Origin of the sequence: Pseudomonas sp. PDM25, assembly GCF_019219045.1 — a bacterium.
Lineage (GTDB): Bacteria > Pseudomonadota > Gammaproteobacteria > Pseudomonadales > Pseudomonadaceae > Aquipseudomonas.
The window spans coordinates 190231-212165 of sequence record NZ_JAHUWL010000001.1; the positions used below are offsets into that span (position 1 = coordinate 190231).

Consider the following 21935-nt stretch of genomic DNA (forward strand, 5'->3'; position numbering starts at 1 on the left):
GGTGAGCGCTTGTTTGCTAGACGCTGAGCAGCAGGAACTCGCGCTCCCACGAGCTGATCACCCGTTTGAAGTTCTCGTGTTCCGCTCGCTTGACCGCGACATAACCACGGACGAATTTGCTGCCCAGATAACGCGAAACGGTGTCGCATTCCTCCATCTGCGTCAGAGCGTCTTCGATGGTGATCGGCAGGCGCAGATTGCGGCGCTCATAGGCACGTCCCTGGACCGCAGCGCTCGGTTCGATACGTTCGACCATCCCCAGATACCCACACAACAGACTCGCAGCGATGGCCAGATAAGGGTTGGCATCGGCGCCTGGCAAACGGTTTTCCACGCGCATCGCGTCCGGCGTGGAGGTCGGCACACGCAGGCCAACGGTACGGTTTTCTTCGCCCCATTCGACGTTCACCGGTGCCGACGTGTCCGGCAGGAAGCGGCGGAACGAATTGACGTTCGGTGCGAACATCGGCAGCACTTTGGGGATGTACTTTTGCAGGCCGCCGATGTGGTGCAGGAACAGCTCGCTCATTTTCCCGTCGGCATCGGCAAAGATCGGCTGGCCGGTGGCGATGTCCACCACGCTTTGGTGGATATGCATGGCGCTGCCGGGCTCATCGCCAATCGGTTTGGCCATGAAGGTCGCGGTGACGTTGTGCTTGAGCGCCGCTTCACGCAGGGTGCGCTTGAACACGGTGATCTGGTCGGCCAGATCCAGTGCGTCGCCATGCCGGAAGTTGATTTCCATCTGCGCCGGGCCGTCTTCGTGGATCAGGGTATCGAGGTCCAGACCCTGAAGTTCACACCAGTCGTACACGTCTTCAAACAGCGGATCGAATTCGTTGGCGGCGTCGATGGAAAACGACTGACGACCACTTTCCGCACGGCCCGAACGACCCAGCGGTGCCTTGAGCGGCAAGTCCGGGTCTTCGCAGCGCTGGGTCAGGTAGAACTCCATTTCCGGCGCGACAATCGGCCGCCAGCCTTTGTCGGTGTACAGCTGCAGGACTTTTTTCAGCACGTTGCGCGGTGACAGCTCGATCGGGTTGCCGAACTTGTCGAAGGTGTCGTGGATCACGATGGCGGTGGGCTCGATGGCCCATGGGATCACGTACACCGCGTCGGAGACGGGCTTGCACACCATGTCGATGTCGGCCGGGTCGAGCAGGTCGTAGTAGATGTCGTCGTCGACAAAGTCCCCGGTTACCGTTTGCAAAAGCACACTTTCCGGCAGGCGCATGCCTCGCTCATGCAGGAACTTGTTGGTGGGTGCAATTTTGCCGCGTGCAATGCCGGTCAAGTCGCTGACCACACACTCGACTTCGGTAATCTTGTGATCTTTCAGCCACGTGAGCAGCTGATCGAAAGGGACATTCATAAAGACCTCGTTATTGGTTTTATTAACGCCGGGGAGGCTGGTTTCATCCACCACACACTTCCCCTGTGGCGCGTTGACGACTATCTTGGGCGAGCCTTGACGTTCCATCTATCCACTTTCAGCAGCACCAAAACGCACCAAACGAGTGCGTAAGGTCACCCATGACAACGTGCAACCCCCTGCAAGTCCAAGCGTTCGACACCGCCGATGTCGCCGAGCAAATCCGCGTCACACCGGGTTGGGTCCAGCATTACCAACAAATGTCACCGGGGCATTTCGCCGGGCGCGTGCGCTACCTGGACCTGCAAGGTGTGGAGATTTACGAGGAACAGATGAACACCCGGGTCGAGCAGAATTTCAGCGCGCCCGAAGGTTCGCTGGCGTTCTGTTTCGATCGCAGCGACAACGCGCTGTACGTGTTGAATGGCGAAAGTCGCAACATCTGGATCACCCCGGAGAACTACCAGGAAATTGCCGTGGTGTTCGGTCCGGCGTTCGTGCAGCGTCACGGATTGAACGTGGACAGGCTCGAAGGCCTGTTCATGGCGCCGCTGAACTCGGGGCAGAATGCATTGTTCAGTCGCTGGCTCAGCGGGACGCTGACCCGACTGGCGCAGACCCTCGATCCGCCGAGCAAGGAGGCGTTGACTCAGCAGTTGCTCGAAGACTGCCTGTACATCCTCGACAACGCGTGTGTTTGCCTTGATCGCGGAGGGTTACAGCGCCGCGCCGAAGAGCGTGCGGTGATGAAACGCATCGGTGAGTGGGCGGCGGACGCCCCGGAAGACACCCTGAATCTGCTGGAGCTTTCGCAAATTGCCGGGGTTTCACTGCGTCAGTTGCAGCATGCGTTCAAGGCTTATACCGGGATGACCCCGACCCATTGGCTGCGCTTGCGCCGACTCAACAGCGCACGCCGCGAGTTGCTCAGCCGCACAGCGATGGACACCACCGTTGCTGAAGTGGCGATGCACTGGTCGTTCTGGCATTTAGGGCGATTTTCCAGCAGTTATCGCGCGTTGTTCAACGAACTTCCCAGTCAGACGCTCGCCCGCACCGCAACAGGTCGCGGGTAAGTCGGGGATACGTCAGCGCGGCTTTGTGGCTTTCGCCGATTTGCTGTTACCCGGCATGTGCAGGTAAGCCATCACGCTTTCGGTCAGTTCGGTCGCCAGTTTGACGGCTTCTTTATTGCGCGCCATCACGCCCGCCACCAAGCCTTCGATCAAGGCGAGCACCGCGATGTTGGAACTGGTCAATACCGGATGGTCGGCGGGAGCAAACAGCACGTGTTCGGCAATGCTGGTGAGCGGCGAGGCGGGTGAATCGGTGATTGCCAACACCGTGGCACCCCGTTCATTGGCGAAACGGGCGAGTTGCAGGGTGTCGAGGGAATAGCGCGGCAGGGAGATCGCCAGCAACACATCCTGATCGGTAATCGCGGCCAGACGGTAAGCGGCGTTTTCGTTGCCGCCCTCCATGCTGATGGCGGTGGCGTCGGCGCAGAAGGGCATCAGGGTCGAGGCGGCGAGGCCGGCGAAGTACACGCTGTTGCCAAAACCCAGGATGTAGATTTTGCGCGCCTGGGTCAGGCGGGTCACGAACGCTTCAAAGGTGTCTGCGTGGTTGTTGGTCGCCGCCGTCGCGAGGTTGCTGCTGGCGCTTTGGATTTGCTCATGCAGGCCAAACGCGCCGCCAGGACGATGTGCCAGTTCGTTGCGCAGTTTGTCGACCGGCGACACCATTTGCTGCAATGTCGCGACGAGTTCGGCTTTCATGCCGGTGTAGCCACCCAGGTTCAGGGCCTTGGCCAAGCGGTTGACCGCGGCTGGCGAGGTGGATGTTTCGTGGGCCATCTCCTCGATGGTCAGCGTCGCGGCCCGCAGCGGGTGACGCAGGATAAAGTCCGCCACCTTGCGCAGGGACGGCTGCAAATCGCCAACGATCTCCGCCAGTTTGCGCATAACCGGTGCGGCATAGACCGTGGTGTTGTTCGATGGGGTCGGCATATCCGGCTCAACATTTCCTGAGGGTTGATAAAGCTGGCGGGAGTGTATCCGAAGCCGACCCTCGGTGTGCAGCGCTGCCAAGAGTCGGTAATGTCAGTCAGTTAAGCTGGGCGGATTACTTCAAGCTCCCGGCAAGAAACTGTTGGAGGCGTTCGGATTGCGGGTTGACCAGCACTTCGCGCGGGTCGCCACGTTCTTCGACCTGCCCTTTGTGCAGGAACACCAGTTGATTGGAAACCTCGCGGGCAAAGCCCATTTCGTGGGTCACGACCACCATGGTGCGGCCTTCGAGGGCGAGGTCCTGCATGACTTTGAGCACTTCGCCGACCAGTTCGGGGTCGAGTGCCGAGGTCGGCTCATCGAACAACATCACTTCCGGCTCCATCGCCAGCGCCCGGGCAATCGCCACACGCTGCTGCTCGCCGCCGGACATATGGGCTGGCCAGGCGTCCATCCGGTGCGCCACGCCGACTTTGTTCAGGTAGTGCTCGGCCTTTTCCCGGGCCTCTTTCTTGCCCATGCCAAGCACATGCACCGGGGCTTCCATGACGTTTTCAAGGGCGCTCATGTGCGACCACAGGTTGAAGTGCTGAAACACCATCGACAGCCGTGAACGCATGCGTTGTAGCTGCTTGGGTTCGGCGGCCTTGAGCCCGCCGAGTTTGTTGGTCACCAGTTTCAATTGTTCGCCGTTGAGCACGATGTTGCCGGCGTTGGGCTGCTCCAGCAGGTTGATGCAGCGCAAGAAGGTGCTTTTGCCCGAGCCGCTGGAGCCGATGAGGCTGATCACATCACCGGCCTTCGCTTCCAGGGACACGCCCTTGAGCACGTGGTGGCTGCCATAGCTTTTGTGTAGATCCTGAACTTCTAGTTTGTACATGGTTTTTATTCTCTGGAATCAGTCGCTGAGCAAGCGACCCTGGCGAATAAGACGGGTGCCGGCGACTTTGGCCAGCCACAAACCGGGCTGGGCAAAGCGCAGGCGTTCTCGGGCATAGAGGGTGCCGTCGGTGCTGGCGCGCACGATACTGTGGCGATCGGTCAGCGGATCCAGCACTTCGAACAGCGGATCGCCCACCCTGACCCTGGCACCCAGCGGTTGCAGAAAACTCACTACCCCCGGGTGCGGCGCATAGGCGTACTGCGCGCCGGCGAATGGGGTCGCTTCACAACAGGTCGGTGGCACTGCTGGCCAGTCACCGCTGATCAGGCCTTGTTCGGCGAGATAGCCAAGAATAGCCTCGGCGCTATCGACACATTGTTCGCGTTCGGTGTCGGCCATGCCGCGCAACTCGATGGTGGTGGCCACGCAGGCCAGCGGAATATCGGCTTCGGGAAACAGCTCAGCCAAGCGCAACCAAGGGATCGCACAGGCCTCATCGAAGGCACTGCCGCCCGCACCCTCGGCCAGCAGCGCGGCGCCGGCACCGAGTCGAGCGGCCAACGAACGCAATCGCGGCCAATTTTGCGGCATGGCGTAAAGCAGCATGATCGACTCGAAATCGCAGTGCAGGTCCAGCACTACATCGGCGTCACAGGCATGTTGCAGCAACAGGCGGCGCAAGCCATCGAGTTCCGACATCGGTGGTGGCATGTCGGCGAGGACATCGGCCATGGCCCGACGGATCTGTGCAGTGTTGACGTCGGCATTGTCGCCCAGGTGGTCTTTCACCTGCGCCGCCACGGCTTCGGTCAGCTCCGGGAAATCCCGATTGAAATTCTTCCCGCTGGAAAACTCGAAGCGCCCCTGATGGGTCGCCTGGAACATCTGGGCGATGCCAATCGGATTGGCCATCGGCACTAACTCGATCACGCCGTTCAGGCGACCTTGTTCTTCCAGCACCCGCAGACGTCGTTTGAGTTCAACCGCCACGCGCATCCCCGGCAACTCGTCGGCATGCAGGGACGCCTGAATGTAGGCCTTGCGCGATCCGCTGCCAAAACGAAACAGCGACAGTTTCCGTTCAGTGCCCGAAGCACTCCACGGCAACAGGTATTCAATGTGCTCCATAACAGCTCCTTAGTGCTTGCGCGGTGCCAGGTACGCCAGCCAGCGACGCTCGGCCAGCTTGAACAGGCGAACCAGAATGAAGGTCAGGGCCAGGTAAATGAGGCCGGCCGTGATGAACGCCTCGAACGGCAGATAGAACCGCGCACTGACCGTACGCGCGGCCCCGGTGATGTCCACCAGGGTGACAATCGATGCCAGGCTGGTGGTTTGCAGCATCATCAGCACTTCGTTGCTGTACTGCGGCAAGGCCCGGCGCAAGGCCGAGGGCAGCAGAATGCGGCGGTACAGGGTCAAGCGCGACATGCCCATGGCCTTGGCGGCTTCGATCTCACCGTGGGCCGTGGCCTTCAAACTGCCGGCCAGCAGTTCCGCGCTATAGGCACTGGTGTTGATCGCAAAGGCCAGGCAGGCACAAAAGGTTGCGCTGGACAGGTACGGCCAGAGCGCGCTTTCACGTACCGCTGCGAACTGCGCCAGGCCGTAATAGATCAGGAACAATTGCACCAGCATCGGTGTGCCGCGAATCACGTAGGTGTAGAGCCACGCCGGGACGTTGATCAGGGGCGATCGGGACACTCGCATCAATGCCAACGGAATCGCCAGCACCAGGCCGAAGGCCAGGGAAATCAGCAGGACTTTGAGGGTCAACAAGGCGCCATTGAAATACAGCGGCAGGTTTTCCCAGATCAGGTTGTAGTCGAGAATCATGGGGTTGCTCCCAATCACAATTCGGCGGCTTTGATGCCGACCGAGTAGTGTTTTTCCAGGTAACGCAGCACCAGCAATGACACGCTGGTCAGCATCAAATAAAGCGCCGCCACCGTGAGGAAAAACGTAAACGGCTCATGGGTGGCGTCCGCCGCGTTCTTGGCTTTGAACATCATGTCCTGCAAGCCGATCACCGAAATCAGCGCGGTGGATTTGGTCAGCACCAACCAATTGTTGGTGAACCCCGGGATGGCGAACCGAATCATCTGCGGCACCAGAATCCGCCAGAACACCTGACCACCACTCATGCCATACGCCACAGCGGCCTCGGCCTGACCTTTAGGAATCGCCATGAACGCGCCGCGAAAGGTTTCCGAAAGATAGGCACCAAAAATGAAGCCCATGGTGCAGACGCCGGCGATAAAGGGGTTGATGTCGATGTAGTGGGTGTAACCGAGCGCCAGGGCGATGCGGTTCACCAGATCCTGGCCGCCGTAGAAGATCAGCAGGATCAACACCAGGTCAGGAATACCGCGAATCAGGGTGGTATACCCTTCGCCCAGCATCGCCAGCCATTTGAGCGGCGACAACCGAAAGGCCGCGCCGATCAGACCCAAAGCAATCGCCATGCTCATGGAGGTCAAGGCCAGGTTAATGGTCAGCCAGGCGCCATCGAGAATGCTCGATCCGTAGCCGTGAAGCATGATGAAAGTCCTCAAACGTGCGCCAAAAGGCGCGCGAGACAAGCCCAAAAGCGCCCGCAAGAGGCCGGCGCCACAGGGTTACAGGTAAGGCTTATTCGCCGTAGATATCGAACGCGAAGTACTTGGCCATCACTTGCTGGTACTTGCCGTTGGCGCGGATGGCGTCGATCGCTGTACTCAGACGTGCAACGTTCACGCTGTCGCCTTTACGCACCGCAATCCCGGCGCCTCGGCCGAAATATTTCGGGTCGCTGATGTCCGGTCCCACCAGCGCGAAGCCTTTGCCTGCCGGCGTTTTGATGAAGCTCTCATCGGTGTTGACGATGTCGGCGAGCGTCGCGTCCAGTCGACCCGACGCCAGATCGAGGAAGGCTTCATTTTGTGAGCCGTAGCGCACCACTTCGACCCCGGCTTTTTCAAGCTGCTCGGTAGCAAAACGGTCGTAGGTCGATGAGCGTTGCACCCCGACTTTTTTGCCCTTGAGATCAACCAGCGGGTCGTTGATCACGTTGCCGGCCTTCATCGCGAACTTGCCCGGCGTGTGGTAGTACTTTTTGCTGAAGTCGACCGACTTCATGCGGTCTTCAGTGATCGACATCGACGACAGCACGGCATCGATCTTGCGCACTTTCAGCGATGGGATCATGCCGTCGAATTCCTGGATGACCCACTCGCATTTGACCTTCATTTCTTCGCACAGGGCATTGCCGATGTCGTAATCGAAACCACTGACGTTGCCCTCTGGCGTCTTGAAAGAGAAGGGTGGGTAGGCGGCTTCGATACCGATGCGCAGGCTGTCTTCGTCGGCGTGTGCCAGCAAACTTGCGGCGCACAGTGCCAGAGCACCTAGAAGTTCTGTCTTGTTCATATTGTTGACTCCTTGGAGGGGCGTTGGGGTGGTACAGGCCATCCGATCTGGCACGGTGGATCAGTCCTGATGATTTTGTGTGGCTATAAATGACATGTTTTATTTCATAATGCAACGCGGTGAAAATAAACGTATCACTCGAAGGCGCACAAATTCACAACGCTCCCGCGTGATCACGAGCACGTTCAGGCGCCAGGCAGGCTATTGATGGGTATTACGCAGGAGGAACAGGCTTGGCTAATTCAATGCCGGCCGCACCCAATCGCTTCAGGATTTCAAAGAGCAGATCGCTCTTGGTCGTACTGACAATCCTTGGGCTGCTGACATAGCCGGTGATGGTCAATGTGATGCCTTCAGGGCTCAGATTGCTGAATCGAACAACGGGGGAGGGTTTGTCGAGGATGGTTTCATGTTCGCAATAGGTGGTGTACAGCAGGGTTTTGACTTGCTCGGGGTCAATATCCAGAGGGAACACCAGTTCGAGTGTGGCCACCCCTTGGGCGCTGCCGCCCATGGTTATATTGCGCAGGTTCTGGGAAATAAGCTGCGAGTTGGGCACGATCACGATCGAGCGATCACTGAGCTGAATCTCCGTGGCCCTGACATTGATTCGCCGGATATCGCCTTCGACCCCACTGATGCTGATCAGGTCGCCGACCTTGACCGGACGCTCGGTGAGCAGGATTAACCCGGATACGAAGTTCTTGACGATCTCCTGCAAACCGAAGCCGATCCCCACTGACAACGCACTGACGATCCAGGCCAGATTGGTCCATTTGACGCCCAATGAAGACAACGCCATCAGAATGACCAATACGTACCCGATATTACTGAACAGGGTGCTCAGCGACGCTCCCATGCCGGGGTCCATATCGGTTTTCGGCAGGAACTCGTTATCCAGCCATCTGCGCAGCGATCGAATCAGGTAAATACCGATCAACAGCGCGAGGACCGCATTCAACAGATTGCCCGGAATGATGTTCAGCTTGCGCAAGCCATCGCCGCCGAGGATTGCTGAAACCCTGTCAGTCAGTTGGCCAAAGGTCGCTCCAATCCCCCCCACAAACGTTGTAATCACAGCAATTAACAGTAAGGCCGCTCTGCCAATACCCGCCACAACAACCTCGATTTGTTCAAGCCGAACGTCGCCGATGCCCAGCAGCTGTTTGATCGCTTTGCCGCTGGGTTGTTTTGGCGAAAACAGGTAATCACACAAGTCTCTGAACAACTGCGTCAGCAAATAGAAGCTGGCAATAACGATATAGAGCCAGACAACTTCGTAAGTGATGAACCGGGCCAGGGAGATGTAACCGACCAGCAGGCCAAAAATCGAGATCAACACGGCGATACTGAGGCCGGTGTAAATCACCCCCGCCAGCGTAGTACCTGACTCAGGGTGTCCCCCGGCAATGACCATCGCTCGGCGGGTTCTACTGACGCGTAGCAATAGCGCACCAATAATCAGGATGACGACGAGTGACACCACGCCCCGGCTGAAAAGTACCATTTGCGTACTCATACCCGTCGCATTGGTGACTTGTATCAGCGAGATGAGTATCAGCATTGATCCGGCCAGCAGCGCCGGAAAAGGGTTTATTGCAAGTGCTACTTCATCGGCGATGCCAGGTAACCGCCATGAGGGATTGCGTTTAGACAACAGGGCCCGACTCAGACCGATAATCAGGGCGCAGGCGTAAGCGACTTTCTCGACATCGTCGAAGTAACCTTGCAGGGGCTGCGGCAATGGTTCAAGGCGGGTAGTCGCCGCGGAGATGAGCTGTATTACACAACCTGCGCTCAACATCGTGGCAACTACCGTCGCTATCGCCAATGAACTTCTGCGCAGGCGACCTTCCGGTACTCGATGGATACAGATCCATGTCAAACCACGTTCAGCCAGTCTTCGCCCCGGCGTCCAGAAGGCCAGGGCCAATAATAACAACGTGACGGTCGCGGTACGCCGGCCGGGTTGCCAGACGGACTGGATGACATTGTTGGACTGGTCAATCAAAAACCTCAGACGGTTTTTATCCTCCTCCAGTGGAGAAAACACCGGCAACCAGAACCGGGGGTTGAGGAAGCTGGCGGTGCGCTGGGCCAGTTCGGTTTCAAGTTGGGTACGCCGAATGCTGGCAATCTGAGTGATGAGGTTAGCAGCACCTTCTTTGATGGCCTGCAGTATGTTGAGATCGTTATCCACCTTGTCTTTTTGCGCGCTGAGATAGGACCTCTGTTTCACCAGATCGGACTTTTCCATGGTAACGCTGGTGGCGGATGACGTCCCGAGCACACTGAGTTGCGCTTGCAATTGCGTTTGCTCGGGAAGTAACACCGCCGCCAACTTGTCCACATCACTGAAGAGCAACTGTACGTTGTCCTGAAAGCCTATCAACTGGGTGTAGTTACTGGTCAGTGACACCTGCTGTTTAAGGTTGTCCAGCCTCAATTGCAGTGCTTCCAGATCGCTTTTTGACACGGTAGAGGTGGCGCTGGCCTCACCGTTTCTAGACGTGTTGGGTAGTTCATCCGCCGACAGCTCGCCGATGTTCGCCCCCATCAGCGCGAACACAACGAATAAGAGTAATTTCAATGCAGGACGCATAGGCATGCCTCCAGCGGCTGTAGCCATTCAGGTTAGGTCATGGCGTGTGCAGGCGCGAAAAATAGTTCTGCGAGGCGGGCCACGAATAGGGAAGGGGGGCGGTTGAGAAGGGGTGATCTACAATCTTTTATGCTGAACCACGCTCAGGATCACGAGGTGTGACGTATTGAGCGATCTGTCTACCGACCCAGTGTGCTTGCAAAGTGCCGGGCCCTGTCGGAGGTCATCATGAAAAGGCTGTCATTCATTAGCCTGTGCATCGCACTGTCGGTTTCCTGGACCCAGGGATGGGCCGAAACGGTCGTGCCGATGAAAGGGCAGAGTTCGCAACAAACCCAGGCGGACATCACCGATTGCCACAACATCGCGGCCAGTCAGAGCACTTCGACTGCACCGCCTCCTTCCGGTGGAAGATTGAAGGGGGCCGCCGCGGGCGCTGCCGCAGGGGCTGCGGGGGCGCAGGTGCGGGGACGTCAACATGACGAGTTTTATGATCAGGTCGATGAAGACCGCAAGCAGGACTATCGTCAGAATCGCGCCAAGGAAACCGCCGCGGCAGGCGCGGTCGTCGGAGGTTCGCGTCAGCGTCAGGAACGCCGGGCGCAAGAGAAAACCAGTGCGGCGACCAGTTCAACGGCCTATACCAGTTGCCTGCAAGGGAAGGGGTATCAGGTTAATCCTTGAGCGTTTTCCTGCCGTTGTTCGAGCAGATGAACCATCAGGCAGGCATACAACGTCACGAGGATGAACAAACCCATGCGGATGGCGAACGCTGTGTAAACGTCCTTGCCTGCTGCGCTGTCCTGTACCGACTGACCCAACAGGATGATCAGCGTGATCAGGGTATTGAGCCAAAACCCCGGGGTAAACCGCGTCGGGCTCAGGGCATACAGCTTGCGCGCCAGCACCAGGCCGAACAGCAACATCCACAGAAAGAACATCCACAGATGCACAAACAGGCTGAGGGCGCTCCAGAAGAGGATCGCCAACAGGCCTGCGAGCAAGGTCGAGCCGAGCAGTTCGCGACCGGCGATGCGGGCGTTTGTCGTGGAGCTTTGCTGGCCCAGGCTGACGGCCTTCAAGATGATCGGCAAATAACCGGCCGGGTCGATCAACGCCAGCAGGAATGCCGGTAATACGATCAGGGTTGCACGCAGCGCAACCCGACTGACCTCTTCTGCCGGCAGGGGTGGGGCAGGCGGCGGAGAAGGGGCGTTGGGTGGATCCGGGAATAACCCATGACTGAACGCCACGACAACAACGGCGAGCAGCAAACCCTTGACCAGTGCGTCGATGACCATCGCTGCCAGATCGAATTCGGCGATACCGGCCGAGGAAATCATGGTCAGGCCAATCACCAGGAAGGTCATGATCAAGGTGTTGCCGCCGCGTAGGCCAAAGCGGAAGGCCAGGAACAGACCGACGCTGATCAATAGCACGCCGCTGATGGGGTAATAACGCAGGACCGGGATCAATAGCAGGCCGATGCCGGTGGTCAACAGGGCGGCCAGTGCGAGAACCAGTCCGGCCTTGAACGGCAGCGGGCGATTGACCGAAGCCAGCAATAGCAGGCAAAGCACCGGCGCCAGAAAGGGAATCGGCAAGCCCAGGCCGAAACTGGCGGTGAGGCACAACGCTGTACCGGTGGCCAGGCGCAGTGCGCGTTGATCCCGCGGCGTGCGCCGAGTAGACATGCCCTTAATAGGCATAGCTCAGCCAGCTCATGAACCCCACAAACACGCGGCCGAGCGGGTTCAGCGGATTGCCCTCGGAGGGGAAGGCCATGACTTCGGCCTGCCCGCCGGCACGGATCGCCCGACTGTCACGCAACGTGTTCAATGAGTCTGGCGAAAACTCGATAATGACCGGGAAACGCTGGGCCGGACGCAACCAGTCGCGGCTGTTCTGCACGCTGGGCAAGGTGCCAGGCGCGGGTGTCTGCCCCACGCTGACACCGTAACCAACGCTGCGCACGCGCCCCTCGAAGACCTCGCCCGGCAGAGCATCCAGAACAATCGACACCGGTGTGTCGAGCTTCACCAGACCGAGGTTGTTCTCGGTCATGTCCGCACTGATCCACACATCATGAATGGCGATCAGGGTCATGACCGGGCTACCGGCAGCGGCGAATTGCCCGGCGTCAGTACGCAGATCCGTAATCAGTCCGGCCGAGCGAGCACGAATCTGCGTGTTGGACAGATCCAGTTCAGCTTTGGACAACGCCGTGGCGGCGCTGCGCAGCAAAGCGTTGTCTTCCTCGCTGCCACCTTCCTGCTCACGCGCGCGCTGCACTTCGGCGCGGGCAGCGGCCACTTGGCTGACCGCCTGTTCGCGGTTGGCGCGAGACACTTCGAGCAGTCGTACGGAAATAGTGCCGGGGTCTTCGCGATACAAACCTTCAAGACGCTGATTGTCCTGACGCGCCTTGAGTTCATTGGCCTGGGCTGCGCGCAGATTGGCTTGCGCCGAGGCAATGCCGGCGGTGCTTGCGCCGATCTGTCGGCGGGTCGATTCAAGGTCGGCGCGCGCACGGTCGACGGCAATCTGGTACGGCTGAGGGTCCACCTCGAAAAGGATTTCGCCGGCCTTGACGTCCTGGTTATTGCGCACGTTCACCCGGGTCACGCGGCCCGCCACTTCCGAGGCAACCGGAATCACAAAGGCACCCACCCGGGCCTGTTGTGTATAGGGTGTGAAACGATCCGCCAACAGGTACCAGGTCAGGCTCAGGAGGATCAGTAACAGGACCCATTTGATGCCTTTTTTCGCCGGGTCGGCAGTCGGCGCCGGTGCTTGGGCGACTGGGGGCTCGGACGAGGAAGGGGCGGTTTCACTCATTGGTCTTTTACCTTGTAAGACATTGGAATGGCAGGCTGTGCAGTGGCGGGTTCTTTCAGCAGATCGCCCCAGTCGGTGCGTTTTTCCATCTGTTGGCGGGTGGTCGGATCAACCCTCGGCTGGGCGCTGTACCAGCCACCGCCCATGGCCCTGTACAAGGCGATGACATTACTGACGGCATTGCTGCGGGCGACCAGGTAATTGTCCTGTTGTTCGAGCAAGGCACGTTGTGCATCCAGCACCCGCTGGAAGTCCGAATAACCTTCGCGATATTGCACGCTGGCCAGCACCAGCGAACGCTTGGCCGCCACTCCGGCCTCACGCAGGATGCGTTCGCGCTCCAGGGATTTGATCAGGCCATAGGCCGCATCGTCTGCCTCGCGTGCTGCCTGGCGAACCTTGTCGCGGTAAGCCTCGATCAGCTGCTGCAACCGCGCATCCTGCACGCGCACGTTGTTGCTGATCCGGCCGTGATCGAACAGATTCCAGCGCAGACTGGGGCCGCCAATTAAATCCAGATTCCGGGGTGTGCCACTGAGCGTGTCGGTTGACCAGACGATGCTGCCCAGCAAGGTCAGCGACGGATAGAAGTCGCTCTCGGCCACGCCAATCAGCGCTGACTGGGCGGCGACGTTAAGCTCGGCGGCGCGCACGTCGGGCCGACGCAGGAGCAGGTTGGCCGGTACATCTTGCAACACGGCACGATCGACCAGCGGGATCAATCCTTCGTACTCGACCAGTTGTGGCAGTGCGCCGGGCGGCTGACCAATCAGCACCGCCAACGCATTGCGGGTTCGTTGCAACTGGTCTTCGAAATTGGGGATGGTGCTCAACGTGCCCAAGTACTGGGTTCTGGCTTGTTGCAGGTCGAGTTCGGCAGTCTGGCCACTGTTGAAGAGCTTTTCGGTGATCTCGAAGTTGCGTTTTTGCTGTTTGGCGTTTTCCCGGGCGACACGCAAACGAGCTTCGGTGGTGCGCAGCGAAAAATAAGTATCGGCCACTTGCGCGCGCAGCAGTACGAGTACGTCTTCATAGTTGGCTTGGGCGGCGAAGTAGCTGGCATCGGACGACTCGATGGCGCGACTGAAGCGGCCCCAGAAGTCCAACTCCCAACCCACGTCGAACCCCGCGCTGTGTTGCCAGAAATGGCTGTCTTGCGGGTTGGTCCCGCCGGATTGCCTGCGGTTGAAGTAAAGGCTGTCGACGCTGGCTTGCTGCAGTTGCGGGTAAAGACCACTTTGAGCAATGCCGAGTTGGGCGCGGGCTTCCATGATGCGCAGGCCGGCGATTTTGAGACTGGGATTGCCTGCATCCGACTGGGCAATCAAATGATTGAGGATCGGATCGGCAAAAACTTGCCACCACTGACGAATGTCCGGGTTCAGGCTCCGCTGGCTGGATTGCTCAAGGGCAGGGGTGCTCCAGTGTTTGACCCAATCTTCGCCGGGTGGCTGGAAGTCCGGCCCAAGTCGTACGCAGCCACTGAGGCCGAGTACGCCGAGCAGCACGAGCCGGCCTGGCCACTTCAGCAGGGTTGTACCTGGATGCATTACGCATGTCCCGACCAACAAAGTTCACTGGAGCATAGCCGTCCAAATGGGCACATGACTGCTACGCTTTTTAAGCGCCATCGAATCTATTTTTCTGGGAGAAAGTGCGCGCCTTGTTTATTCGCACGGCTCGGGTAGCAAACACACGTGCAGTGTGAACAACAATAGCGGGCGAGGAGTGAGTACTTGTATGCTCACGCTCTATTAGCTAGCTCTACTAAAGAGCTATTTAGCATAGTTATTATTAATTGTTTTCATAATCATAATAGAGATATCGCATTAACGGCTCGCTATTTCAAAGGCTGGAGGGCTCAATCAACATGACGACCAACACCTTTGATAAACACATTCCCAACGCTGAGGCTGTAATCGCAGCACTGAACCTGGAACCCCACATGGAAGGCGGTTTCTACCGCAGAACCTTTCAAACCGATCACCACACGATGGTTGAGACCACTGGTGGCCGGCGCTACCTGATGACATCCATTTACTACTTGCTGACCAAGGATTCGCCAATAGGTCATTTTCATTTGAACCAATCGGACATCGTGCATTACTACCATGTGGGAGATGCAATTCAGTACAGCCTGATTTTTCCGGACGGCACATTAAAAACGGTTGTGATGGGCAGCGATATAATCGCCGGACAATGTCTGCAGCTGCATGTGCCGGGCGGCGTCTGGAAAGCTTCGCAGCTTACAAATGGATTGGCGGGATACGGTTTGATCAGTGAAGCGGTTTCACCAGGGTTTGATTTTGCAGATATGGAGTTGGGCAGTCGGCAAAAGCTTAGCGAGCAATTTCCCGAATGTGGCCCTCCTTTAAAAGTGGTTAAACGCTCAAGCCCTTAGGATCCGTGGCTTCTAGCGATTCTGACTTTTAAAAATGGCTGAAAGCTTAGATGCATTAGTGGATTTGATCGTTTTAAAAGGAGTGCAGTCTTAGCCCGTAAATGCAGGAGAGGCTGAAATAACCTCTGTATCCTGGTTGTGGTGATGGAGTCCAACCTGTTGATTTATAGCGGTTTTTTTTAAAGGTTTAAGCCCATGAGGCCTTGAGAAATATGCCAGTTCTAAAAGTCCAGAAAGATCGCTTCCTGTTCGCCTCGTAAAGCTGTTGCTCAAGGAGCGTTTGCTAACACGGGGTATCAGGGAGGACTCCAATCGGCGGTGACTACTCTCAGCTACAGCCTTGAGCACGGAAACAAAGTTGGATACATGCCACGAACGATGGCGCAGTGCGCGGTAAAGCCTTCTGCAAGCCCCATAGGGTGTTGGAGGGCACATCACGTGACGTTTAACCCCGCTGGCTACGAAGGGGGGAAGGGGCTAGATAACCCCTTGCTATGCCATTGAATGTGGAGTGCGGCTCTCAGACTGAGATAACAGGCGCCCGGATAGACTGACTTGGCTAGCTGCCAATATAAGTAAAAGCAGCTTTTTTGACTCAATAATTAGCCTTTTTTGCCGTCGGATGCGGCGTCTCAGACTCCAGTTTACAGAGCCGTGTCATTATCTTGGCGGTTATTTCGAGTCTCAAAATCCAAGAAGCTCTTTCAAAGCTCTTTCAAAGCTCTTTCAAAGCTCTTAATTGACTCGGGGCTGGCTCAGGAAATACCCTCTCCAACGTGAATGCGGTTCATACACCAAAAGCTCGGACTTAAATTTTATTCATTTTATTTGTATATATTGAATAATTGACACTGCAGGCGGCGAGCGGAAAATTATATCAAATAATAATCCATGAGTCGTGAATTCGGGGTTCACAGTTGCTTGGCTCGCTTATTGCTAAATGCGGGCGTGTCAATTGATTAAATTTGTTGAAGTTTGGCGTCAATTAACACAATATTAGTTAAAGTCCTTCGTCAATATATGCAATTTAACTCAGTGCTAACGCAAAATTAGTTGATGCCTAACGCCAATTTTATGACCGTTGACAAGCTCGGTAGTCATAGAGCTATGCTTGCGCACCTAGAATTTAAAATAGTCGGTGCCGAGTCCTTATGTTGCAACCCATCGTCGAAGGAAACTTAGTTAGCTTTGAGGAGAAAGTATATCGAGTAATAGCTTGTGGAGCTGACGGTGCCATTACCCTAAAAAGCCTGGAAAGTGAGCACTCCTTTGATGTGCTCTTTACTCAGGTAAATCTGGTTGAGGTCGATCAAGAAAAACATGAGCTATACAATGATCGCCGTTTGATTTGGTTGGAACAAACAGAAGTCAATCCCAAAGAGTTGGCTATTGCTTCGGATCGAGCAAAAAACATTAACGACTACTTTCAGGGGAAAGTTTCACGGGCAGAGCTTATCGAAAAACTCGGCTCATCAGAAACAACGATTCGACGTCTATTGAAAAGATATGACCCAGAACTTGGTGCTGTTTCGCTTGTTAGAAGTATCAGGGGGCGTAAAAAAAATTCGCGATTGCTTTCTGATATTCAAGAGCAAATCATGGAGAAAGCAATTTCGAAACGCCTTAATGATAAGACTAAAAAATTAGAAGCGTTTGCTTCTCTTTGGGAATATGTCGACTCTCTATGTCACAGCATGGATGTTAAAACCCCGAGTCTTAATGCTCTGAAGCGAAGGCTTGAATCGTTCGGGCAGAAAGCCGTTTACTCCCTTCTGCACGGCAGAGAGCCGATGCTTCAAAAGTTTGATCTGAAGCCGGGGATGATTCATGTAGATACCATACTTACTATGGTGCAAATCGACCACACACGGGTGGATGTAATTATCTGCGACGAGCATGGTCGACCACTCATGCGGCCTTGGCTGACGGTAGTTATCGAACTTAAGAGTCGCGTTATTCTTGGTTACTATCTTGCACTCCATCCGCCTAGCTCACTCAGCGTTGCCATGGCGATGCTTTCTGCCTGTTTTCCTAAGCGAGACTTTCCAATCGCTCTCGGTGGGGGTCAGAATACTCGCCACAGGTACTGGGGAGTGCCTGGTGCAATTGGTATGGATAACGCCGCGGAATTTACTAGCCCAGAACTTGAAGCCACCCTGCAATATTACAAAATCGTCCCCCTGCTGCGGCCTGTCGGGAAAAAGCATTACGGAGGGCACGTTGAGCGAATTATCGGTACGCTGATGGGGAAGGTGCATCTTCTGCCAGGTACTACCTACTCGAATGTGCTGAAGAAAGCAGACTACGACTCTGCCAAGCATTCAGCTATGACCTTTTCAGCATTTTGTGAGTGGTTCGCAAATGAAGTGGCGATCTATCATGGGCGTGCTCATGAAGGGTTGAACAGACTTGCGCCGTTCGAGGTTTGGGATGCAGAGATGGCCAAGAAGGGGCCGGATTATGTACCTCCTATGCCGGGGAACTTTCAAACATTTGCTCTTGACTTCTTTCCAAGTGTGATACGAACGGTGCAACCAAAGGGTGTCGAGTTTAGTAGGTCATTTTACTCTTCGGCGATACTCAGAAGGTTCGTTGGTTCACGATTTTCGTTTAAGTACAATCCATTGAACCTTTCAAAAATATGGTTACGCCAAGATGGCCGGTATCATGAAATTCCTTATTCTGATTTGACGAAAACTCCTGTCTCGTACAGCGAGTACTGGGCGTTCTCGCGACATCGCGACCGTCGCCCGGGAACACTGGTGGACGAGGAGTTGCACCAAGTTCGCTTGGAGAATCATGAGTTAGTGGAAAATTCAAAGGCTACGACTAAGCGGCTCCGGCAAAACATCGCCAAGAAAGTTACGGCCGCTGAAACTATGTCTTTTCTTTCCTACGGCGGGGAAGGGCATTTGCTTCAGGGGAATACCAAAGAACCGAGCTCTGATCAAACTCGAAAAAAACTTAAGTGGGAAGACTGAGAATGGATGGAGAACATTTGCATGAGAGTCGGCGTTACGCTTTGATTCTGTCAGACGAGGAACGCTGTAAGATTATTCGGCAAGATATAAAGGTCGACACCGAACACTTGCTTACCGTGTCTAACATTGTCCACAACATGCTTAGCATCGTACGCGGCAGTATGGAGGCACCGTGTCTAGTCGTATCTGCCGGATCTAACCATGGAAAGACCACAATTTGCAATGCGGTCAGGGGGATGGATGAGTCATGGCGTCATAAAATCAGGTATGTGACCTTTGTCAAAGATACTGGGAAGACAAAGCCTATGGTGAAGCTCCTAACGGCTTTGGGCATAGAACCTGGGAAAGCTGGGATACCCATTAGCATGGTAGCCGAATACTGTATCGCTAACGATATTCGCGGTGTGTTTATGGATGAGTTTCATGACTCCATCAAGGGGCTTTCTAAGGGCGAGCAGGATACATTTCTCTCCTTGCTGAGGGGTTTATGCGGCGCGCCTGCTTACCTAAGCTTTTTTGTTTTCGGTATCGATGAGGCCCTCAATGCTCTCGCAATTGACGCCCAGTACGTCCGCCGATTTGAGCTCTATGAGCTTACTCCTTGGTCAAAAACCGATGCAGAGTATCTTAACTTTTTGGATACTTGGGAGGAGATCGTTCCGCTTGCAAAGAGATCACATCTTTCTTCTAAGGCAATGTCTGACTATATCTATACTAATACTTTGGGGGTTATTGGAAATATTTGCACGTTACTCCGAGCGGCTGCTTGCCTGGCAGTGATATGGGGCGATGAGAAAATTACACTTGAAAGCTTGCAGGCTGCTACTCGTTCGAAGTGGAATACCCGCGTACGACCAAAGGGTGCTGTGGAGTGAAGTATTTATTGTGTCCAAAACAGTATCAAGCTGAGCAGAACGTCTTGGCAGGTTTTTCCGCTAACGTACTAACTATTCTAGGTGGGGAGACTTGGACAGGAAAAACCACTGTTGCCAAGCGGTTGCTTAAAAATGCCGATCGGGCAAAAGTTTATACAGCTTACGTGCCTGGGAGTTTCACTAAGGTATATCGCAACGTGGATTTGGCATTTGCGTCAGCGCTAGGCCTACCTCTGACTAGCCAGTTCATGTCATTTCGAAATATCGAACGCTCACTTGAAGATATGATTGGTGGTCGGGAGTTTCGTCTAGTGTTTGACGATGCCAGCGTCCACTTTGGCGGTGGTAAGGAGCAACGGAACGCTTCTCTTGGATTGATGCAGACACTCCAGAGACGTTTTCCGAACATAAAATTATTGTTAGTTTCTGGGCCCAATATTTTAGATGGCGCTCTGAAAGAGATCATGGCTAAAGAGATGCACTATGTCGACATCGGTGTGTGGGAGTACGACCAACAGTATCTAGCATTTATTAACCAAGTTGGGGGGGCATATGGCTTCAAGCGCTCGCAGTTGGCCAATGACGACTTCACAAAAATTCTTCTGGATAAAGCTCATGGCGCCAGCGGGGCCCTCATACAAATTCTACAGACACTAGCGCGAAACCCCATCTACAAAGCTTGTCCATCGTTGCCTGTTGAGAGCCTACGTAATATGTGGAAATTCTGAGTTGTTCGACGAGTTCTCATCAGGGAAACCGCCCCGTTTCATTCTGGGAGAGACACTTCTTTCCTGGGTGATGCGGTGCCTGGGCCAGAACAAGCTCCGAAACCCTCATTTATTTCGGGGTGCCATTAACCAGAGCCTCGTACCCCCAAAACGAGTGGTTCCCGGCGTCGTGGAGTCTTGGCCACCTCCAGCCTTTGAGGACATCGAGTTTGATCTTGATACCATGCTATTTAAAGTTGTGCATGACACTTATGGTACCGGAGCGACTGTCTTAAGGAAGCAGTTTGCTGCGCGCCAGTCAGGGTTGCTTGACATCCATTTCCGGCACACATATTGCTCTGCTTGTCTTCTCGAAAGTATGGTGACGACTGGATTTCCAATCTGGCGTCAATCTTGGTGCTACACGACCAGCGTATATTGCGTTGAACACCGACGCCCATTGATGAGACCGCGGGATACTTTTACACCTGAAAGACGTATCTGGGATGCGTACCTCTATTCAGCGGGTGAGCGAACAGGGCAGAGCTCTCTCTTTGACCGGCGAATTGCGGGAATCGCAATACGCATGCAGCATTGGATTGAATCTTTGATACCAGGGCAGGAGCTCACCGAAGGAGTGGAAGCCCTGTATGGACTGTTGCTTGCGAAGCGAACGGCATTTGCACCTGGTGGGATAGCGTCAGTGGGATTTTCTCGCGCCCAACAGGTTTTGTGCAGACTAAATCTGGATCTGCATGAGCGCATCGAGTACGGATTGAATGACAGTGATCCGTACCAGCGGATGGGGGCTTTGCTATTGATCGGATGGTTGAGCGGTATGGTTTCACCGGCAGAAATCGTCTACTTGGGGCACCATGACCATCGCGTCCTCAGAACGCTGCCACCCTCACCGCAGCAATTGGGGCGCATGGTAACTCTGACCCTAAGTGCAGAGGAAGTGATGGTCGTTCGAGAGAAACTGGTCAAGCTGGGGGAGATATCGTCCACCATGATGTCGAGTTTTTTGGAAGGTTTTGACGAAGCCACATCCCGCTCCCTTCGTTCAAGCCGGCCATAGCGTTGAATCGTCCACGCGGTACTGGGCCAACTCATTCCGCAGGCGGTGAGGTCTTCAAGACCGCCAATACCGGAGCGCCGCCAAACTCAGTCAGCCAGGCAGCGCCGGAGTGAAGACTTCAGCCATCGTCTTCATTCATTGTCGCTCTTGACAAATTACTTCGCCTGCCAGCGAAGATACCTCGGCTATCGCTTTCTCCAATACTCCCTCACCGACGTCAACGCCAGTCCCAACTGCGCCGCCGCCTGCTGCTGCGTCGCACCTTCCGCTTTGAGTGCCAGTACCGCTCTCTCATTATCTGCGTTTAGCGGTTTGCCGCGTCCTCGTTTTATGAGGTTACCGTCAGCGTCGAACTGGTCGCTGAGCACCTTCATTCCACCTTCAGCTTCAAAGGCAGCCACGTCGGTCAACGAACGGCCTATCACGGTGAGTGGTTGCTCACCCTGGCGGTGAGCAATGCAGAGAGTAAGCATCGCGATCGGGTCGAGGCCAAGTGATTGCGCCAGCTCGTCAAATTGCTCGACGGTGATGCTGGTCTGCGCGTTCTCGAGAGCGCTGACTTTACGTCGGTGGGTCGCATCCGAGACGTCAGCGTACTTGGCGCGCCGGACGAGGCGTAGCGCCCGAAGTACGCCTGCAAATGCGGTTCTCAGTTCCATGACTTTCTCAAAAGTCAGGATATAGCCATAACTGAGCTTTACGAATAAACGTCAATATAGTGTATTATTCGTTCTGTCGGTTGCTCCTGTGGCCAGATGCCTCGGTTCGAAAGTAGCAG

19 protein-coding genes and 1 pseudogene are annotated in these 21935 nt (G+C 55.6%); 8 read left to right on the top strand and 12 right to left on the bottom strand.

What is annotated here, in order from left to right:
* Positions 1 to 16 precede the first annotated feature (16 nt).
* Positions 17 to 1375 (bottom strand): glutamine synthetase family protein, encoded by a 1359-nt coding sequence (locus tag KW848_RS00740; protein WP_033053302.1) that lies wholly within the window; start codon positions 1373 to 1375, stop codon positions 17 to 19.
* Positions 1376 to 1536: 161 nt separating this feature from the next.
* Here KW848_RS00740 and KW848_RS00745 point away from each other — a divergent pair, with 161 nt between their 5' ends.
* Positions 1537 to 2451: a helix-turn-helix domain-containing protein gene (locus tag KW848_RS00745; RefSeq protein WP_218534717.1), complete on the top strand. Its 915-nt coding sequence runs from the start codon at positions 1537 to 1539 to the stop codon at positions 2449 to 2451.
* A 12-nt stretch (positions 2452 to 2463) separates the two neighbouring features.
* On the opposite strand, the gene KW848_RS00750 is transcribed toward KW848_RS00745, so the two are convergent.
* The 7 genes from KW848_RS00750 to KW848_RS00780 form a co-directional block, all read right to left on the bottom strand.
* A complete protein-coding gene (locus KW848_RS00750) occupies positions 2464 to 3384 on the bottom strand; it encodes a MurR/RpiR family transcriptional regulator (RefSeq protein ID WP_218534718.1) in 921 nt (306 codons plus the stop codon).
* A gap of 115 nt (positions 3385 to 3499) precedes the next feature.
* Entirely contained in the window at positions 3500 to 4264 is a 765-nt protein-coding gene (locus KW848_RS00755) for an ABC transporter ATP-binding protein (protein WP_111451645.1), read from the bottom strand.
* 18 nt (positions 4265 to 4282) lie between these two features.
* Positions 4283 to 5395 carry a succinylglutamate desuccinylase/aspartoacylase family protein gene (locus tag KW848_RS00760; RefSeq protein WP_218534719.1) on the bottom strand — a complete coding sequence of 371 codons (1113 nt, stop codon included), beginning with the start codon at positions 5393 to 5395 and terminating at the stop codon, positions 4283 to 4285.
* A gap of 9 nt (positions 5396 to 5404) precedes the next feature.
* The gene (locus tag KW848_RS00765; RefSeq protein WP_111451647.1) at positions 5405 to 6103 is read right to left on the bottom strand and encodes an ABC transporter permease; all 699 of its coding nucleotides are present in this window, start codon (positions 6101 to 6103) and stop codon (positions 5405 to 5407) included.
* 14 nt (positions 6104 to 6117) lie between these two features.
* Positions 6118 to 6807, bottom strand: a complete 690-nt coding sequence (locus tag KW848_RS00770) for an ABC transporter permease (protein ID WP_218534720.1) — start codon at positions 6805 to 6807, stop codon at positions 6118 to 6120.
* 91 nt (positions 6808 to 6898) lie between these two features.
* The gene (locus KW848_RS00775; RefSeq protein WP_046047038.1) at positions 6899 to 7675 is read right to left on the bottom strand and encodes an ABC transporter substrate-binding protein; all 777 of its coding nucleotides are present in this window, start codon (positions 7673 to 7675) and stop codon (positions 6899 to 6901) included.
* Positions 7676 to 7889: 214 nt separating this feature from the next.
* Complete coding sequence (locus KW848_RS00780; RefSeq protein ID WP_218534721.1) at positions 7890 to 10277, bottom strand: DUF3772 domain-containing protein; 2388 nt, start codon at positions 10275 to 10277, stop codon at positions 7890 to 7892.
* Positions 10278 to 10505: 228 nt separating this feature from the next.
* Here KW848_RS00780 and KW848_RS00785 point away from each other — a divergent pair, with 228 nt between their 5' ends.
* The gene (locus KW848_RS00785) at positions 10506 to 10961 is read left to right on the top strand and encodes a YMGG-like glycine zipper-containing protein (protein ID WP_111451651.1); all 456 of its coding nucleotides are present in this window, start codon (positions 10506 to 10508) and stop codon (positions 10959 to 10961) included.
* Here the strand turns inward: KW848_RS00785 and KW848_RS00790 are convergent.
* The 3 genes from KW848_RS00790 to KW848_RS00800 are packed head-to-tail and all read right to left on the bottom strand — an operon-like array spanning position 10946 to position 14665.
* Entirely contained in the window at positions 10946 to 11971 is a 1026-nt protein-coding gene (locus KW848_RS00790) for a DUF2955 domain-containing protein (protein ID WP_218535347.1), read from the bottom strand. The genes KW848_RS00785 and KW848_RS00790 overlap by 16 nt on opposite strands.
* A gap of 4 nt (positions 11972 to 11975) precedes the next feature.
* Positions 11976 to 13115 (bottom strand): HlyD family secretion protein, encoded by a 1140-nt coding sequence (locus KW848_RS00795; RefSeq protein ID WP_218534722.1) that lies wholly within the window; start codon positions 13113 to 13115, stop codon positions 11976 to 11978.
* Positions 13112 to 14665, bottom strand: coding sequence for an efflux transporter outer membrane subunit (locus KW848_RS00800; RefSeq protein WP_218534723.1), 1554 nt, complete (start codon positions 14663 to 14665; stop codon positions 13112 to 13114). Before KW848_RS00800 ends, KW848_RS00795 begins: the two co-directional genes overlap by 4 nt.
* Before the next feature lie 320 nt (positions 14666 to 14985).
* On the opposite strand from KW848_RS00800, the gene KW848_RS00805 reads away from it, so the two are divergent.
* The 6 genes and pseudogenes from KW848_RS00805 to KW848_RS00825 all read left to right on the top strand — a co-directional run bounded on the left by KW848_RS00805 (position 14986) and on the right by KW848_RS00825 (position 21157).
* The gene (locus KW848_RS00805) at positions 14986 to 15516 is read left to right on the top strand and encodes a cupin domain-containing protein (protein WP_218534724.1); all 531 of its coding nucleotides are present in this window, start codon (positions 14986 to 14988) and stop codon (positions 15514 to 15516) included.
* 1151 nt (positions 15517 to 16667) lie between these two features.
* The gene (locus KW848_RS00810) at positions 16668 to 18497 is read left to right on the top strand and encodes a Mu transposase C-terminal domain-containing protein (RefSeq protein WP_218534725.1); all 1830 of its coding nucleotides are present in this window, start codon (positions 16668 to 16670) and stop codon (positions 18495 to 18497) included.
* Positions 18498 to 18499: 2 nt separating this feature from the next.
* A complete protein-coding gene (locus KW848_RS00815) occupies positions 18500 to 19372 on the top strand; it encodes a TniB family NTP-binding protein (protein ID WP_218534726.1) in 873 nt (290 codons plus the stop codon).
* Positions 19369 to 20100, top strand: coding sequence for an ATP-binding protein (locus tag KW848_RS00820; RefSeq protein WP_218534727.1), 732 nt, complete (start codon positions 19369 to 19371; stop codon positions 20098 to 20100). The genes KW848_RS00815 and KW848_RS00820 overlap by 4 nt, the downstream gene beginning before the upstream one ends.
* A 1-nt stretch (position 20101) precedes the next feature.
* Positions 20102 to 20530 (top strand): annotated as a pseudogene (locus KW848_RS32355) (TniQ family protein); the annotation flags it as partial.
* A 135-nt stretch (positions 20531 to 20665) separates the two neighbouring features.
* Entirely contained in the window at positions 20666 to 21157 is a 492-nt protein-coding gene (locus KW848_RS00825; RefSeq protein WP_218534728.1) for a hypothetical protein, read from the top strand.
* A 185-nt stretch (positions 21158 to 21342) separates the two neighbouring features.
* On the opposite strand, the gene KW848_RS00830 is transcribed toward KW848_RS00825, so the two are convergent.
* Complete coding sequence (locus KW848_RS00830) at positions 21343 to 21816, bottom strand: XRE family transcriptional regulator (protein ID WP_218534729.1); 474 nt, start codon at positions 21814 to 21816, stop codon at positions 21343 to 21345.
* Positions 21817 to 21935 lie beyond the last annotated feature (119 nt).

Excerpts from the sequence above, each read along its gene's own strand:
- KW848_RS00790 (WP_218535347.1), bottom strand. The coding sequence starts at position 11,971 with ATGTCTACTCGGCGCACGCCGCGGGATCAACGCGCACTGCGCCTGGCC.
- KW848_RS00770 (WP_218534720.1), bottom strand. The coding sequence starts at position 6,807 with ATGCTTCACGGCTACGGATCGAGCATTCTCGATGGCGCCTGGCTGACC.
- KW848_RS00745 (WP_218534717.1), top strand. The coding sequence starts at position 1,537 with ATGACAACGTGCAACCCCCTGCAAGTCCAAGCGTTCGACACCGCCGAT.
- KW848_RS00795 (WP_218534722.1), bottom strand. The coding sequence starts at position 13,115 with ATGAGTGAAACCGCCCCTTCCTCGTCCGAGCCCCCAGTCGCCCAAGCA.
- KW848_RS00750 (WP_218534718.1), bottom strand. The coding sequence starts at position 3,384 with ATGCCGACCCCATCGAACAACACCACGGTCTATGCCGCACCGGTTATG.
- KW848_RS00825 (WP_218534728.1), top strand. The coding sequence starts at position 20,666 with ATGCAGCATTGGATTGAATCTTTGATACCAGGGCAGGAGCTCACCGAA.
- KW848_RS00760 (WP_218534719.1), bottom strand. The coding sequence starts at position 5,395 with ATGGAGCACATTGAATACCTGTTGCCGTGGAGTGCTTCGGGCACTGAA.
- KW848_RS00755 (WP_111451645.1), bottom strand. The coding sequence starts at position 4,264 with ATGTACAAACTAGAAGTTCAGGATCTACACAAAAGCTATGGCAGCCAC.
- KW848_RS00785 (WP_111451651.1), top strand. The coding sequence starts at position 10,506 with ATGAAAAGGCTGTCATTCATTAGCCTGTGCATCGCACTGTCGGTTTCC.
- KW848_RS00740 (WP_033053302.1), bottom strand. The coding sequence starts at position 1,375 with ATGAATGTCCCTTTCGATCAGCTGCTCACGTGGCTGAAAGATCACAAG.
- KW848_RS00765 (WP_111451647.1), bottom strand. The coding sequence starts at position 6,103 with ATGATTCTCGACTACAACCTGATCTGGGAAAACCTGCCGCTGTATTTC.
- KW848_RS00830 (WP_218534729.1), bottom strand. The coding sequence starts at position 21,816 with ATGGAACTGAGAACCGCATTTGCAGGCGTACTTCGGGCGCTACGCCTC.
- KW848_RS00805 (WP_218534724.1), top strand. The coding sequence starts at position 14,986 with ATGACGACCAACACCTTTGATAAACACATTCCCAACGCTGAGGCTGTA.
- KW848_RS00810 (WP_218534725.1), top strand. The coding sequence starts at position 16,668 with ATGTTGCAACCCATCGTCGAAGGAAACTTAGTTAGCTTTGAGGAGAAA.
- KW848_RS00815 (WP_218534726.1), top strand. The coding sequence starts at position 18,500 with ATGGATGGAGAACATTTGCATGAGAGTCGGCGTTACGCTTTGATTCTG.
- KW848_RS00800 (WP_218534723.1), bottom strand. The coding sequence starts at position 14,665 with ATGCATCCAGGTACAACCCTGCTGAAGTGGCCAGGCCGGCTCGTGCTG.
- KW848_RS00775 (WP_046047038.1), bottom strand. The coding sequence starts at position 7,675 with ATGAACAAGACAGAACTTCTAGGTGCTCTGGCACTGTGCGCCGCAAGT.
- KW848_RS00780 (WP_218534721.1), bottom strand. The coding sequence starts at position 10,277 with ATGCGTCCTGCATTGAAATTACTCTTATTCGTTGTGTTCGCGCTGATG.